Annotated in this window: 15 protein-coding genes; 4 read left to right on the forward strand and 11 right to left on the reverse strand. The window is 67.2% G+C overall.

The window, feature by feature from the left end:
* Positions 1-119: 119 nt before the first annotated feature.
* From C5F46_RS00645 to rpiA, 5 genes are read right to left on the reverse strand one after another with little or no spacing between them, the layout of a single operon-like run.
* Positions 120-314 carry a DUF2065 family protein gene (locus C5F46_RS00645; RefSeq protein WP_107323486.1) on the reverse strand — a complete coding sequence of 65 codons (195 nt, stop codon included), beginning with the start codon at positions 312-314 and terminating at the stop codon, positions 120-122.
* A complete protein-coding gene (hflC, locus tag C5F46_RS00650; RefSeq protein WP_107323423.1) occupies positions 314-1,183 on the reverse strand; it encodes a protease modulator HflC in 870 nt (289 codons plus the stop codon). Before hflC ends, C5F46_RS00645 begins: the two co-directional genes overlap by 1 nt.
* Complete coding sequence (gene hflK, locus C5F46_RS00655; protein ID WP_107323424.1) at positions 1,183-2,325, reverse strand: FtsH protease activity modulator HflK; 1,143 nt, start codon at positions 2,323-2,325, stop codon at positions 1,183-1,185. Before hflK ends, hflC begins: the two co-directional genes overlap by 1 nt.
* A 59-nt stretch (positions 2,326-2,384) precedes the next feature.
* Positions 2,385-3,746: a glutathione-disulfide reductase gene (gene gorA, locus C5F46_RS00660; RefSeq protein WP_107323425.1), complete on the reverse strand. Its 1,362-nt coding sequence runs from the start codon at positions 3,744-3,746 to the stop codon at positions 2,385-2,387.
* 3 nt (positions 3,747-3,749) lie between these two features.
* On the reverse strand, positions 3,750-4,535 hold the full coding sequence (gene rpiA / locus C5F46_RS00665) for a ribose-5-phosphate isomerase RpiA (protein ID WP_107323426.1): 786 nt from the start codon (positions 4,533-4,535) through the stop codon (positions 3,750-3,752).
* 156 nt (positions 4,536-4,691) lie between these two features.
* Between rpiA and rsmA the strand changes: the two genes are divergently transcribed.
* Positions 4,692-5,534 carry a 16S rRNA (adenine(1518)-N(6)/adenine(1519)-N(6))-dimethyltransferase RsmA gene (gene rsmA, locus C5F46_RS00670; RefSeq protein WP_107323427.1) on the forward strand — a complete coding sequence of 281 codons (843 nt, stop codon included), beginning with the start codon at positions 4,692-4,694 and terminating at the stop codon, positions 5,532-5,534.
* A gap of 57 nt (positions 5,535-5,591) precedes the next feature.
* Here rsmA and C5F46_RS00675 read toward each other — a convergent pair whose 3' ends face one another.
* The 4 genes from C5F46_RS00675 to C5F46_RS00690 all read right to left on the reverse strand — a co-directional run bounded on the left by C5F46_RS00675 (position 5,592) and on the right by C5F46_RS00690 (position 9,717).
* Positions 5,592-6,422: a DUF4167 domain-containing protein gene (locus tag C5F46_RS00675; RefSeq protein WP_107323428.1), complete on the reverse strand. Its 831-nt coding sequence runs from the start codon at positions 6,420-6,422 to the stop codon at positions 5,592-5,594.
* Positions 6,423-6,684: 262 nt separating this feature from the next.
* Positions 6,685-7,518 carry a peptide chain release factor N(5)-glutamine methyltransferase gene (gene prmC, locus C5F46_RS00680; RefSeq protein ID WP_107323429.1) on the reverse strand — a complete coding sequence of 278 codons (834 nt, stop codon included), beginning with the start codon at positions 7,516-7,518 and terminating at the stop codon, positions 6,685-6,687.
* Complete coding sequence (gene prfA / locus C5F46_RS00685; RefSeq protein WP_107323430.1) at positions 7,515-8,570, reverse strand: peptide chain release factor 1; 1,056 nt, start codon at positions 8,568-8,570, stop codon at positions 7,515-7,517. Before prfA ends, prmC begins: the two co-directional genes overlap by 4 nt.
* Positions 8,571-8,673: 103 nt before the next feature.
* Positions 8,674-9,717 carry a cytochrome-c peroxidase gene (locus tag C5F46_RS00690; RefSeq protein WP_107323431.1) on the reverse strand — a complete coding sequence of 348 codons (1,044 nt, stop codon included), beginning with the start codon at positions 9,715-9,717 and terminating at the stop codon, positions 8,674-8,676.
* A 168-nt stretch (positions 9,718-9,885) separates the two neighbouring features.
* On the opposite strand from C5F46_RS00690, the gene speB reads away from it, so the two are divergent.
* Positions 9,886-10,848, forward strand: coding sequence for an agmatinase (gene speB / locus C5F46_RS00695; RefSeq protein ID WP_107323432.1), 963 nt, complete (start codon positions 9,886-9,888; stop codon positions 10,846-10,848).
* Positions 10,848-11,333: a DUF1499 domain-containing protein gene (locus C5F46_RS00700; protein ID WP_168796782.1), complete on the forward strand. Its 486-nt coding sequence runs from the start codon at positions 10,848-10,850 to the stop codon at positions 11,331-11,333. Before speB ends, C5F46_RS00700 begins: the two co-directional genes overlap by 1 nt.
* A gap of 70 nt (positions 11,334-11,403) precedes the next feature.
* On the opposite strand, the gene C5F46_RS00705 is transcribed toward C5F46_RS00700, so the two are convergent.
* Positions 11,404-11,610: a cold-shock protein gene (locus tag C5F46_RS00705; RefSeq protein ID WP_107323434.1), complete on the reverse strand. Its 207-nt coding sequence runs from the start codon at positions 11,608-11,610 to the stop codon at positions 11,404-11,406.
* Positions 11,611-11,863: 253 nt separating this feature from the next.
* On the opposite strand from C5F46_RS00705, the gene rocF reads away from it, so the two are divergent.
* Positions 11,864-12,790, forward strand: coding sequence for an arginase (gene rocF / locus C5F46_RS00710; RefSeq protein ID WP_107323435.1), 927 nt, complete (start codon positions 11,864-11,866; stop codon positions 12,788-12,790).
* 66 nt (positions 12,791-12,856) lie between these two features.
* Here rocF and C5F46_RS00715 read toward each other — a convergent pair whose 3' ends face one another.
* The gene (locus tag C5F46_RS00715; RefSeq protein WP_107323436.1) at positions 12,857-14,125 is read right to left on the reverse strand and encodes a 4-aminobutyrate--2-oxoglutarate transaminase; all 1,269 of its coding nucleotides are present in this window, start codon (positions 14,123-14,125) and stop codon (positions 12,857-12,859) included.
* Positions 14,126-14,151 lie beyond the last annotated feature (26 nt).

Below are 14,151 nucleotides of genomic sequence, written 5' to 3' on the forward strand. Positions count from 1 at the left end.
TTCACCCTCCGAACTGCTCTGCCCCGACGGGGAGTATTGCTGGCATACACCTAAGCAGCGCCACAGCAAATGAAAGCCCCCTCGCGCCGCGTCAAACCGATGTGATCGGCGCCACTGTCTCAGCCCGCAAGGCGTTGCGCAAGCCAGACGATGCCCACCCCCAGCGCAAGCGCCACCAGACCGGCGGTCCGCCGCTGTTCGGGGCGCATCGCGCGCAGCAGGTCCAGCGCCTCCTCGATGCGCGAAGGGGCCAGTGCAAGCACCAGCCCCTCCACCACCAGAACCAGACCGATCCCCAACAGGACCATCGCCATCATTCGGCCTTGTCAGACCGCAGATAGTCGAAAAAGTCGCTGTCGGGCTGCATCACAATCGACGAATTGCCCGATTTCAGCGCGCGCTCATACGAGGTCAGCGACCGGGTGAAGGCAAAAAACTCCGGGTCGCGGCCGAAGGCTTCGGCATAGATCGCGTTGCGTTGGGCATCCGCCTCACCGCGGGCGATCTCGGCCTGCTTGCGCGCCTCCGAGGTCAGCTCGACGACCGTCCGGTCCGCACTCGCCCGCACCCGCTGCGCCGCCTCGCCACCACGGGCGATCTCGTCGGCGGCCTCGCGTTCGCGCTCGGCCCGCATCCGGGCAAAGGTGGCGGCAAGGTTCTGCTCGGGCAGGTCGGTGCGCGTCAGCCGCACGTCGATCACCTCGACGCCCAGCGCCGCCGCCTCGCGCCGCGCCAGATCGCGGATGCGGTTCATCAGCGCGGTCCGGTCATCTGACAGCACCGTGGTGGACGGCACAGCCCCCATCACCTCGCGGATCGCGGCGTTGATGATACGGTCCAACCGCACCTGCGCCGCCCGCACCCCTTCCGACCCCACAGCCTCGCGGAACTCGATCACATTGGTGATCCGCCAACGCGCAAAGGCATCGACGACCAGACGGCGGTCATCCAGCGGGGTCACTTCCAGCGGCTGGGTCGGCAGGCTCAGGATGCGGTCGTCATAGCGCACAACCTCCTGGATCAGCGGCACCTTGAACGCCAGACCGGGGTCTTCCTTCACCGCCTTCACCTGACCGAATTGCAGCACCAGCGCCTTCTCGCGTTCGTCCACGATGAATACCGACGACAGCGCCAGCCCCGCCAGAACCACCACCACAGGCAAAATGTATTGCGACCGGGCCATCAGTTGGAGCCTCCTTCGGTGGTGGCAGGGCGTTGCAGCCGATCCAGCGGCAGGTAGGGCACCACACCGCCCTCGCCCGACACACCATCAAGGATCACCTTGTCGATGCCACCCAGCACCTTTTCCATCGTTTCCAGATACATGCGCCGACGGGTCACATCAGGCGCCTTCACATATTCGTCGTAGACCGAGACAAAACGGCTCGCCTCGCCCTGGGCGTCGTTGACCACCTGCGCCCGGTAGGCTTCGGCCTCTTCGACCAGCCGCGCGGCTTCCCCGCGCGCACCCGCCAGAACCCGGTTGGCATAGGCGTCGGCCTCTTTCTCCAGCCGGTCGCGTTCTTGCTGCGCGGCCTGCACTTCGCGGAAGCTGTCGATCACCTCGCGCGGCGGGTCGGCGCGGTCAAAGTTGATCCGGATCACGTTCAGCCCGGCATTGTAGCTGTCCAGCGTGCCCTGCACTGCGGCCCGCAGATCGGCGGCAATCGCGCCACGATCCCGGTTGAGGATCGGCGCCAGTTCGCTGCGCGCGATGATGTCGCGCATCGCGCTTTCGGCAACAGCACGGATCGTGTCGGCCGGATCGGCAAGGTTGAACAGGAATTTCGCCGGATCGTCGATGTTCCAGACCACCTGAAACTCGATATCCACGATGTTCTGGTCGCGCGTCAACATCAGCCCGCTGTCCAGCAGCCCGGCGCGACCGGTGCCCACGTCGGTCGTGCGTTCGCCGGTGACCTGCACGATCTCGGCCCGCACCGCAGGCCAGGGGGCAAAGTTCAGACCAGGGTTCCCGGTGCTTTGATATTCGCCGAACAGCAACTCGACCGAACGCTCCTCGGGCCGCACGGTGTAGAACGAGGCGAACGCCCAAACCCCCAGCGCCGCCAGCGCCGCCAGCCCCAGCGTGCCGCGCGTCAGCCGCGGCGCGCCCGGCATCTGGCCGCCGCGCCCGGTCTTGCCGCCACCGCCACCGCGCCCGCCCATCAGAACGCGCAGTTGTTCGGTGCCCTTCTTCATGATCTCCTCGATCTCGGGGATCGGCGCGCCCTCGCCGGGCCTGCGCCCACCGCGACGGCCGTTGGGATCGCGGTCGTCGTCATCGCCGCCGCCGCCACTGCCCCAGGGACCTCCGTTGCTCATCCGTTTCTCACTTTCCAGTTGCTTTGTTATCTAGCGACTTGGGCGCGGAGGCGAAAAAATCAACCCGCCCGCACCGGTTTTCGCAATGTCACCAGTTCTTCGGCCATCGTCGGATGCACCGCGCAGGTGCGGTCAAAATCCTCTTTGGTGGCACCCATCCGGATCGCCACCGCCGCAAGCTGGATCATCTCGCCCGCTTCGGGCGCCACGATATGACAGCCCAGCACGCGGCGCGTCTGCGCGCAGACGATCAGTTTCATCAGCACCCGCCAGCCGCGCCCGGCAAAGCCCTGGCGCATCGGCTTGAAGCTGCTGGCATACACCTCGATCGGCCCGACCTCACGCGCGGCCTCTTCGGTCAGCCCCACCGCCCCCAACTCGCAGGGCTGGGTAAAGACCGCCGCCGCCACCAGATCGTGATCGGCCTGCCGTGGGGTCGCACCAAAGACCGTATCGGCAAAGGCATGCCCCTCGCGGATCGCCACCGGCGTCAGGTTCACCCGGTCGGTCACATCGCCCACCGCATAGACCGAGGGCACCGAAGACTGGCTCCAGCCATCCACCACCACCTCGCCGCGCCGTCCCAGCCGCACCCCCGCCGCCTCCAGCCCCAGCGAGGCGGTGTTGGGAACCCGGCCCGTGGCATAGACCACCGCACTGAAAATCCGCGCGCTGCCATCGGTTGCAGTCACCCGAAAGCCGGCCCCGTCGCGGTCGATCCGGGCCACATCGCAGCCCACATGAATCTCGACCCCGCCCTCGCGCATCAACTCGGCGACATGGCCGCGGGCCTCGTCATCGAACCCGCGCAGCACCTGCGCACCGCGATAATACTGCGTCACCTTAACGCCCAACCCGTTCAGGATGCAGGCAAACTCGCACGCAATGAAACCGCCGCCCACGATCAGCACGGTTTCGGGCAGCGCCTCCAGCCGGAACAGGTCGTTCGATGTCAGGACATGGCCTGCGCCCGGAAACTCCGGCACAAAGGGCCGCCCGCCGGTCGCCACCAGAATGTGCCGCGCCCGCACTCGCCCGCCACCGGCCAGCCGCACCGTATGCGCATCCTCCAGCACCGCGCGTTCGGGGTAAACGGTCACACCCGCAGCCACCAGCCCCCCGCGATAGGCCGCTTCCAGCCGGTCCAGCTCGGCATCCAGCCGCGCGCGAAACGCGCCCCAGTCGAACCTGCCCGCCGCCACCTGCCAGCCATAGGCGCGCGCATCCTCGAACGCCGCCGGAAAGCCCGAGGCAAAGACCATCAGCTTTTTCGGCACACAGCCGCGGATCACACAGGTGCCACCCAGCCGGTATTCCTCGGCCAGCGCCACCCGCGCCCCATGCTCGCCCGCCGCAATCCGCGCCGCCCGAACCCCGCCCGAGCCGCCACCGATGACGAACAGATCAACGTCAAAGGGCATTGGTCAGTCCAGATCGGTGAAAATATTGGCGCTGTCGCCAAAATCGACCTGATCGTGGGCTATGGTGCCCTCGTTGATGTCGCGCACCTCGACCCGACCATCGCCCTGCCCGATCACCACCACATCGCAAATGTCGATGAACAGGCCGTTTTCCACCACGCCGGGGATCTGGTTCAGCACCAGCGCCAACTGCCGCGGATCGCCAATCCGGTTGAGGTGCAGATCGACGATGTAGTTGTTTTCATCGGTCAGGAACGGCTTTTGCCCGTTCAGCCGCAACGTCGTGGTGCGGCCCAGCACATCCATGCCGACCAGCGTTTCCTCGATCAGCGCGCGGGTGGTCTGCCAGCCGAACGGCACCACCTCCACCGGCAGCGGGAAGGCACCCAGTTGCGCCACTTCCTTGGCCGCATCCGCGATGACCACCATCATGTCCGACGCGGTCGCCACGATCTTTTCCTGCAACAGCGCGCCGCCGCCACCCTTGATCAGGTTCAACTGGCCGTCGAATTCATCGGCGCCGTCGATGGTCACATCCAGCCATTTCGCCTCGTCCAGCGTCACCACCTCGATGCCCATCTGCCGCGCCAGATCTGCCGTCCGGGTCGAGGTCGGCACGCCCTTGATCTGCAAGCCCTCCTCGCGCACCATTTCGCCCAGGCAGCGCACCATCCACGCCGCGGTCGAGCCGGTGCCCAAGCCTACGCGCATGCCGTCTTCTACATATTGCACCGCGCGCTTTGCGGCGGCAAACTTGGCCTTGTCGATAGGGGACAGTTCTGCGGACATGGGGGGCTCCTCTTCCTCTCGCCCGGTTATAGGCAATCCCCGCCGCGCGTGCGAGGCAAAATTCATCCCCTTCTCCTTGCCTGCGCGTCGCATTTCAGCCGCGCAGAGCCGGGCGAACCGTGCTAAGGGGGCGCCCGGAAACGAGGGCGAGGCACCATGAGCACCATCGACGGACTGCCCCCCCTGCGCGCGGTGATCGCAGCGCATGGGCTGGTTGCGAAAAAGCAGCTGGGGCAGAATTTCCTGCTGGACCTGAACCTGACCGCCAAGATCGCGCGCACCGCGGGCGATCTGGCCGCCTGCGACGTGCTGGAGGTCGGCCCCGGCCCCGGCGGGCTGACCCGTGGCCTGCTGGCCGAGGGCGCGCGCCATGTGCTGGCGGTGGAAAAAGATGCCCGCTGCCTGCCCGCACTGGCCGAAATCGCCGCCGCCTATCCCGGCCGGCTGGAGGTGCTCAACGCAGACGCGCTCGACATCGACCCGCTGGCGCATCTGACGCCGCCGATCCGCATCGTGGCGAACCTGCCCTACAACGTCGGAACCGAGCTTCTGGTCCGCTGGCTGACACCGCCGGTCTGGCCCCCGGTCTGGCAAAGCCTGACCCTGATGTTCCAGAAAGAGGTGGCCGAACGGATCGTGGCCAAGCCCGGCTCCAAGGCCTACGGGCGGCTTGCGCTGCTGGCGCAGTGGCGCTGCGAGGCCAGGATCGTGATGACCCTGCCACCCGAGGCCTTCACCCCCGCGCCCAAGATCCATTCCGCCGTGGTGCATCTGACGGCCCTGCCCCAGCCGCGCTATCCCGCCGATGCGGCCATCCTGTCGCGCGTGGTGGCCGCGGGGTTCAACCAACGCCGCAAGATGCTGCGCGCGGCGCTGAAAGGCATCGCCCCCGACATCGAGGCCCGGCTGGAGGCCGCCGGCATCGCCCCCACCCAGCGGGCCGAGGAAATCCCGCTGGAACGGTTCTGTGCGCTGGCGCGCGAGCTGGAACGGGGCTGACACGCAAACGAAAACCGCCGCACCCTCGGGCGCGGCGGCTGTTCATCTCGGTTTGCCTTATTCGGCGGCGTCCGGTGCATCCTTGGGCGCAGCCGCCGCAGGCTCGGTCCCGGCCTCGGCCGCATCGGGGCGCGGCTTGCGCGGCGCGCGCGGGGGCCGCGGGGCGCGTGCGGGCTTGTCAGCAGCGGCAGGCTTGTCAGCAGCGGCAGGCTTGTCTGCGGGCGCCGCCTTGTCAGACGCGGCGGGCGCCTCGGGCGCGGGTGCCGCAACAGGCGCAGGCTCTCGCACCGGCCGCTCGGCCCGCTGTTCTGGCCGCTGTTCTGGCCGGTTGTCGGCCCGAGCATCGGGGCGGCGGTCGCCCGGCTTGCGCTCCGGGCGCGGGCCACGGTCATTGCGCCGCTCGGTCCGCTCTGCGCGTTCCTGCGCAGGCTCCTGCACACGCGCCTCGGGCGTTTCAACCAGCCCCGGCCCGTCCTCCTCGCCCCCGCGCATCAGCGGCGCCAGATCGGGCTGCTCGCCCTCTTCGATCCGCGCCTCGACCCGGTCGCGCGGCGTGTAGGTCGCGCCCCCATTGCCATTGGCGCCGGTATGGCCATTGCCATTGCCCTGATGCGGCTGGCGGATTTCCTGCTCGCGCGCCATTTCGCGCTGCGCCTCGCCCAACATGCGGGTGTAATGCTCGGCGTGTTGCAGAAAGTTCTGCTCGGCCACGCGGTCGTTGCCCAGCTGCGCATCGCGCGCCAGCATCAGATATTTGTCGATGATCTGTTGCGGCGTGCCACGCACCTTGCCCTCGGGGCCCGAGCTGTCAAAGACGCGGTTGATGATATTACCGATGGAGCGCTGCCGGTTCGATTTCGAACGCGAACGGGATTTGGATGATCTCATGAGCTTTCGTGTGTTTGTGCCCCTGCGGGCTTTGGCCTTCGCCTGCCCCGCTGGTCGCCCGTGATCGCCGGGGCGATGGTCGGACGCAGGACATGCAGTGAAAAGCTGACCCGTGCGGCGAAGCGCGCTCCGTCCGTCACGGGCCTGACTAACCACGACCTGCCACCGCTGACAAGCCGAATCTTCGCAAAACCGTGACACTCGGGCCCCAAGCGGGCAAAATGGCCGGATGCAGCGGCGAAAGGGCGCAGATTGGCCCCGCTCAGGCCGGGCCGTGCCCGATCACCACGCGGTCACGGCCATCCAGATCGGGGCGCACCAGCACCCGCGCCAGCCCCGACTCGGCCATCATGGCGGCGACTGCCGGGCCTTGCGTGGGGCCGATCTCGACCATCAGCCGCCCCCCCGGCGCCAGATGCGCCCCGGCCCCCGCCAGCAGCGCGCGGTAGGCATCCAGCCCGTCGCCGCCGGGACTCAGCGCCAGATGTGGCTCCCAGTCGCGCACCTCGGGGGCAAGGCCCGCCATCTCATCGGCGGCGATATAGGGCGGGTTCGACACGATCAGATCGAACCGCCCCGCCACCGCCCCCCACCAGTCCGACACCGCAAACTCTGCGCGCGCCGCCACCCCCAGCGCCACGGCATTGTCGCGCGCCACCGCCAGCGCGGCGGGCGAAAGATCGACCCCCAGCCCCGAGGCCATGGGCCGGTCTGCCAGCAGCGACAGCAGGATGCAGCCTGTGCCGGTGCCCAGATCCAGCACCCGCAGGAACGCCCCCTCCAGCGCGGCCGCCACCAGCGTCTCGGTTTCGGGGCGCGGGTCCAGCGTGTCGCGCGTGACACGAAAGCCCCGGCCCCAGAAGTCGCGGGCACCGACGATCTGGCTCACCGGCTGGCGCGCGGCCCGCGCGGCCAGGGCTGCGTCAAACGCCGCCGCCTGCGGCGCGGTCAGCGCATCGGCCAGATGCAGCGTCAGCCGGTCGGGCGCCACCCCCAGGGCATGGGCCAACAACCTGCGCGCATCGCGCGCCGCACTCTCGATCCCGGCAGCACCCAACCGCGCGACGGCCGCTCGCAGCGCCTGATCGGCGGTCACGCCTCCATCTCCGCCAGTTTCGCGGCCTGATCATGGGCCACCAGCGCGTCGATCACCTCGCCCAGATCGCCCGCCATGATCTGCGCCAGCGCATACAGCGTCAGGTTGATCCGGTGATCTGTCATCCGGCCTTGGGGAAAGTTGTAGGTGCGGATGCGTTCGCTGCGGTCGCCACTGCCCACCTGCGCCTTGCGATCCGCCGCCCGCGCCGCATCGGCCCGACCGCGCTCCATGTCATAAAGACGCGCGCGCAGCACGGCCATCGCATTGGCGCGGTTCTGGTGCTGCGATTTTTCCGAACTCGTCACCACGATCCCGGTGGGGATATGGGTGATCCGCACCGCCGAGTCGGTGGTGTTCACATGCTGCCCGCCCGCCCCGCTGGCGCGCATCGTGTCGATGCGGATATCGCTGGCGGGGATGTCGATATCGACCTCCTCGGCCTCGGGCAGAACCGCCACGGTGGCCGCCGAAGTATGGATGCGCCCACCCGCCTCGGTCGCGGGCACACGCTGCACCCGATGCACGCCGGATTCGTATTTCAGCCGGGCAAAGACGCCCTCGCCCGCGATCCGCGCCACCGCCTCCTTGACGCCGCCCAGCTCCGTTTCCGACAATTCCAGAATCTGGAACTGCCAGCCCATCGTCTCTGCATGGCGCTGATACATGCGCAAAAGATCGGCAGCGAACAGCGCCGCCTCTTCGCCGCCGGTGCCAGGGCGGATTTCCATGATGGCGGGGCGCGCATCGGCGGCATCGCGCGGCAACAGCGCGATCCGCAGCGCCTCTTCCAGCGCGGGCAGCGTGTCCTTCAGCCGCGCCACCTCTTCTTCGGCCAGCGCCCGCATCTCGGGGTCGGCGCGCATCGCCTCGGCCTCGGCCAGATCAGCCAACCCTTGCTGCCAGGCCGCGATCTGCGCCACCACCGGCTTGAGATCGGAATATTCGCGCGACAGCACGGCAATGTCGGCCGCCGACGTGCCCGCCGACAGCTTGGCTTCGAGAAACTCGAAGCGCCGGGTAATCTGATCAAGCTTGTCCTGCGGCAGCATGGCCGCGATGTGGCCCGAAGCCCGGCCCGGGTCAAGAGGCCGCGCGCGCCAAACAAAAGGGCGCGGGTTTCCCCGCGCCCTCAGTTGCCCGTTCGGGGCAATCTTACATCGGCGCCGGCCGCGGCGTGGACGAGGTGCGCACCGGCAGCAGCGGATGCTCGACCTTCGGCTGCTCGCCGGTCAGCGTGGTCAGGAAGGCCACCATGTCGTTGACCTGATCATCGGTCAGTTCGGCACCCAATTGCGAGTTTGCCATGATCGACACGGCCTCGGTCAGATCCCACACCTTGCCGGTGTGGAAATAGGGCGCGGTAATGGCAATGTTGCGCAGCGGGGCAGCGCGGAACACATATTCCTCGCCCGCGGTTTCGGTCACGGTAAAGCGGCCCTTGTCGCCCTCGGGCAGGATTTCCGCGCCCGGTTTTTCGACAACGCCGAACGGGTAGTAGCCGTTCCCGCCCAGGTTGATGCCCGAATGGCACGACGCGCAGCCGGTATCCATGAACAGCGCCAGACCGCGTTTTTCCTGCTCGTTGATCGCGCCGTCCTGCCCCATCAGGAACTGGTCAAACCGCGAGTTCGGCGTGATCAGCGTGGCCTCGAAAGCTTCGATGGCGGTGGCGAAATTGTCAAAGGTGATCGGATCGGCTTCCCCCGGGAAGGCCGCCTTGAACGCCTCCACATAGCCCGGCATCGAGGCCAGCGTGGCCTCCACGTTTTCGGGGGTGTTGTTCATCTCGACGCCCGCCTGCACCGGCCCCTTGGCCTGATCGGCCAGCGTATCGGCCCGACCGTCCCAGAACTGGGCGATGTTGAAGATGGCGTTCAGCATGGTCGGCGCGTTGCGCGGCCCGGCCTGCCAGCCATGCCCGACCGAGGTTTCCAGCCCGTCAACCCCGCCGATGCCCACGTTGTGGCACGACTGGCACGAGAACAGCCCCGATTTCGACATCCGCGGATCAAAAAACAGCATCGCGCCCAGATCAATCCGGTCACGGGTCAGCATGTTGCCTTCCGGCACGGGCGGCTGCATCGGGATAGCTTCAAAGATGTCCCGCGCCGCCTCGCGCAGGGCTGCATCATCAGCGAATGCCGGCGCACCCAGCGCCACCGCAATGGCCAGTGTGGATGCGAAATAGCGTTTCATGGCTTGGTCCTCCGTAGCCGCGTTATGTGGAATAATTCTAGGTCAAGAATCCGTGATCGCATTTGATCTAGATCAGATACCTCTTTGCGAAGCCGCAAAAACTTGACCGAACGGTCGGCTTCGGGCAGCGTAAAACGGGGCGCCCCGCCGCCCCGGAAAGCAGGACAGATGGCTCTGGAAGACGCGAAAAAACAGGTAGATACGGCCTTCACCCGCAGCGATCTGCGCGGCCTCAGCTTTGAAAATGCCTTCGGCGGGGCGACCAGTTTTCTGCGCCGAAAATATACGAAAGATTTGAGCGGCGTCGATCTCGCCGTCACCGGCGTGCCCTTCGATCAGGCGGTGACGCACCGCCCCGGCACCCGTTTCGGCCCCCGCGCGATCCGCGAGGCCAGCACCCTTCAGGCCTTCGATGCGCCCTTCGGCTGGGGCTATGACCCGATGTTGTCGCTGAACGTGGTCGATTACGGCGACCTGGCCTTCGATTACGCCAAGGTTGGCGATTTTCCCGCCGCGGTCACAGCCCATATCCGCACCATTCTGGCCGCAGGCGCCGGCAGCGTGACGCTGGGGGGCGATCATTTCATCACCCTGCCGATCCTGCGCGCCTATGCGGAAAGATTCGGGCCAATGGCGCTGATCCAGTTCGACGCGCATTCCGACACCTGGGCCGATGACGACATGGCCCGCATCGACCACGGCACCTTTCTGTATAAGGCGATCCGGCAGGGTCTGGTCGATCCTGCCGCCACCGTCTCGGTTGGCATCCGCACTGACAACCCCGACACTTTGGGCGTGACGATCCTTGATGCGCCCTTCGTGCATCAGGCGGGTGTGGCCGAAACCGTGGCACGCATCCGCGCCGGGGTGGGCGACCGGCCCTGCTATATCACCTTCGACATCGACTGCCTCGACCCGGCCTTTGCCCCCGGCACCGGCACTCCGGTCTGGGGCGGCTTGGCCAGTTGGCAGGCTGCGGCCCTCTTGCGCGGGCTGGCCGGGGTGAACATGATGGGCGGCGATATCGTCGAGGTTTCGCCCCCCTACGATACCACCGGCGCCACGGCGATCGCCGGCGCCCATGTCGCGATGGAACTGATCGCCCTTTATGGATGGAGCCGCAGACCATGATGACCAAGACATTCCTGTTTGCGCTGTTTGTCGTGCTGGCCATTGCCGCGGGCATGGCCTGGGTGCGGCTGGCCCCGCTCGATGCGACGCTGTGGCATGTGAACCCCGCCATCGCGATCAAACGCGACAGCCCCAACGACTACCTTCTGCGTCCCGTGGGCGGGACGGGCGGCGATGCCGTGGCCCCGGTCTGGGCGACCGATCCGGTCACTCTGGCGCAGCGGCTGGTGGCGGCGGCGCTGGCCGAGCCGCGCACCCGCATTCTGGCGGGCGGCGCCGATCAGGGCTTTGTGACGCTGGTGCAGCGCTCGGCGCTCTGGGGCTTTCCCGACATGATCTCGATCCGCACCGATGCTGCCCCCGGCGGCGCCACCGCGGCGATCTGGTCGCGCGCGCGCTTTGGCTATTCCGACATGGGGGTCAACGAAGCGCGGGTGCAACGCTGGCTTGCCGCGGCAACCGAGGGGCTGGCGGTCGCGCCCTGAGCTGTCGCGCCAAACGAAAACGGGGCGGGCACATGGCCCACCCCGTTTCCAAGTCCCGGTGAGCCGTCACTCAGGCCAGCGCGAGGTTGGTCGCCGATTCGCGACCATCACGGCTGGTTTCGATGTCGAAGGTCACTTTCTGACCGTCGTTCAGGGCACGGATGCCCGCGCGCTCAACGGCCGAGATGTGCACGAACACGTCTTTCTTGCCGCCATCCGGCGCGATGAAGCCGTAGCCTTTGGTCGAGTTGAACCACTTCACGGAGCCAGTAGCCATCGTGATATCTCCTTCAATATGCCACCCGCACCATTGCGGCGGCCCGGCTCAGTCAGGGCAGAATCGAAAGACTGACCGATGAAGGAACAGCGGGTCGATAACTGTAACGTCGCCCCGTTGCGATACCAGCATTTCCGGCAAAATGCAAGCCACCTCTGCGCCCCCTCCCCAACGCACCCCGCGCAAACGGGCATTTCTCGCCTGTATTTTTGCCCCGCAGACGCTAGGCTGTGGCAAAAGCAAAGAGGACAGAATGACCGGCACCTGCATCCTGATCGGCGCGCCTCTGGCCTGCGGCCAGCGCGACCCCGGCTGCGTAATGGGGCCTGCGGCCTACCGCGTCGCTGGGCTTGCGGCAGCACTGGCCGACCTCGGCCACCGGGTCGAGGACCGGGGCGACGTGACCCCGCCCCCGGTATCCGCCACCACCTGCACCAACCCCGCCGTGCGCGAACTGGGCGCAACGCTGGCCTGGACCGAGGCACTCGCCCAGACCGCACAAACCGCAATGCCCCAGGGCGTGCCGATCTTTCTGGGCGGCGATCACGCGCTGTCGCTCGGCTCTGTCGCGGGGGTCGCGGCCCATGCTGCGGCGGTCGGTCGGCCGCTGTTCCTGCTGTGGCTCGACGCACATACCGACTTTCACACGCTGACCACCACCACCTCGGGCAATCTGCACGGCACCCCCGTAGCCTATGCTGCGGGCCTGCCGGGCTTTGCTCCGTTCCCGCCCTTCCCGGCGCCGATCCCGGCCGAAAACATCTGCCTTTTTGGCATCCGCTCGGTCGATCCTGCCGAACAGGCCGCCCTGCACGCCCACGCCATTCAGCCGGTGGATATGCGCGCGCTTGACGAACAGGGCGTGTCGGCCCCGCTCCGCGCCTTTCTGGCCCGCGTCGCGGCGGCGGGCGGGCTGCTGCATGTCTCGCTCGATGTCGATTTCCTCGACCCCGCCATCGCCCCGGCGGTCGGCACCACCGTTCCCGGCGGCGCCACCTTCCGCGAGGCGCATCTGGTGATGGAGCTGTTGCACGAATCCGGTCTCGTGACCTCGCTCGATCTGGTCGAACTCAACCCCTTCCTCGATGAAAAGGGCCGCAGCGCCCGGCTGATGGTCGATCTGGTGGCCAGCCTGATGGGCCGCAAGGTCTTCGACCGGCCCACCCGCAGCCTCGACTGACCCTTTCATCTTGGCCGAAATATCCTCGGGGGGCACGGGGGGCAGACAGCCCCCCGCTCCGTCCCGTCAGCCGCGCGCGGCCAGAACCGAGGCGTCCAGAATATCCAGCGCCTCGTCAAAGACCGCATCGGGAATGGTCAGCGGCGCCAGAAACCGGATCACATTGCCATAAACCCCGCAGGTCAGCAGGATCAGCCCGCGCTTCAGTGCCTCTTCCCGCACCCGGTTGGTAAAGGCCGGGTTCGGCTCGGCCTTGCCCGCCACGTTGAATTCCACCGCATTCATGAATCCGGGGCCGCGGATATCCACGATTTCCGGCACCTGATCGCGCAGCGCGGCCAGCCGCTGCTTCAACCGCTGGCCCAGCCGGGTGGCGCGGTCGCACAACGCCTCTTCCTCGATCACATCCAGCACGGCATGCGCAGCGGCCACGCCCAGAGGGTTGCCCGCATAGGTGCCGCCCAGACCGCCGGGGTTCGGGCTGTCCATGATTTCGGCCCGGCCCGTTACCGCCGAAATCGGCATCCCCCCGCCCAGCCCCTTGGCCATTGTCACGATATCGGCAGCCACGCCATGATGCTCCATCGCGAACAGCTTGCCGGTTCGGGCAAAGCCGGTCTGCACCTCATCGGCGATCAGCACGATCCCGTGCGTGTCGCACACCGCCCGCAGCCGCGCCATGAAGCCCGCCGGCACCTCGTAAAACCCGCCCTCGCCCTGCACCGGCTCCACGATGATCGCGGCCACCCGGCCCGGCTCCAGATCGGCCTTGAACAGCCGGTCCAGCGCCTCCAGCGCATCCTCGGCCGAAACGCCATGCAGCGGGTTCGGAAAGGGCAGATGCCAGACATCGCCCATCATCGGGCCAAAGCCCGCCTTGTAAGGCTGCACCTTGCCGGTCAGCGCCATGCCCATGAAGGTGCGGCCATGAAAACCGCCCGCAAAGGCCACCACGGCCGCGCGGCCCGTATAGTGGCGCGCGATCTTGACCGCGTTTTCAACGGCTTCCGCGCCCGTCGTGGCAAAGATCGTCTTTTTCGCAAAATCGCCCGGCAGCAGCCGGTTCAGGCGCTCGGCCAGTGCCACATAGGTTTCATAGGGCACGACCTGATGGCAGGTGTGGGTAAACCGATCCAGTTGCGCCCTGACCGCTGCCATCACCTTGGGGTGCCGGTGGCCGGTGTTCACCACCGCAATGCCCGCGGCAAAGTCGATGTAGCGGTTGCCCTCCTTGTCCCAGATCTCGGCATTTTCCGCGCGATCGGCGTAGATCTGGGTGGTCATGCCGACGCCCTTGGCGATGGCGGCATTCTTGCGGTCGGTCAGGGTGGTCATGGCGCTCTCCGAATCTGGACCTTTCT

It is taken from the genome of Phaeovulum veldkampii DSM 11550, assembly GCF_003034995.1.
Classification (GTDB): domain Bacteria; phylum Pseudomonadota; class Alphaproteobacteria; order Rhodobacterales; family Rhodobacteraceae; genus Phaeovulum; species Phaeovulum veldkampii.